We start from the raw sequence: 522 nt of genomic DNA, 5'->3' as shown, positions 1-522 counted from the left end.
AGGTCTTTGTCGTTTGCTGGCGTTGCTGGATCAGCCAGGCATGCAGAGCCTGCAGGCGCGGCAGGGCTTGGGTCTGACGGAGCATCTGTCGTTCTGCGGGTGACTGCTCACGCGCCTGGGCTTCGATCGCATAGAGCTCCCCGATTCGCTGCAGCGCGACTTCAGCCATCTCATGCGGCTTGTTACTGGCGGCGTGCAGATCAAAGAACTTCCGCCGGGCATGCGCCCAGCAACCCAGCTCAGTCACGCCTTGACCAAACAGCGCTTTGTAACCGCCGTAGCCATCCGCCATGAGTGTCCCCTGCCAGCCTTGCAAAAAGGCCCGGGCATGGCTGCCGCTGCGGCTGGTCTGGTAGTCGAACACCACCATCGGTGGCCCGCCCGAGAGGTCGTTGGTAAGCGTCCGACCGTCCCATCTACCGATTCCCGCGTCAAGCCACCACACTCTGAGATTTCCTTGTCAGGAGCGGAGCGATGGCGCAAGAAAGTGAATCCTGGGCGCAGCGAGAGGCGCATGTTGAA

The 522-nt window shown here is 61.9% G+C and carries 1 protein-coding gene; it reads right to left on the bottom strand.

Annotation, left to right across the window (positions count from 1 at the left end):
• Positions 1–445: IS66 family transposase (locus tag PZA18_RS24170; protein WP_284103445.1), on the bottom strand; the 445-nt coding region annotated here is incomplete at its 3' end.
• Positions 446–522 lie beyond the last annotated feature (77 nt).

It is taken from the genome of Parachitinimonas caeni (genome assembly GCF_030129945.1).
In the GTDB taxonomy this organism is placed as follows: domain Bacteria; phylum Pseudomonadota; class Gammaproteobacteria; order Burkholderiales; family Chitinimonadaceae; genus Parachitinimonas; species Parachitinimonas caeni.
Note: the sequence above shows the minus strand (reverse complement) of the source record. Positions and strands in the feature narration are given on the sequence as shown.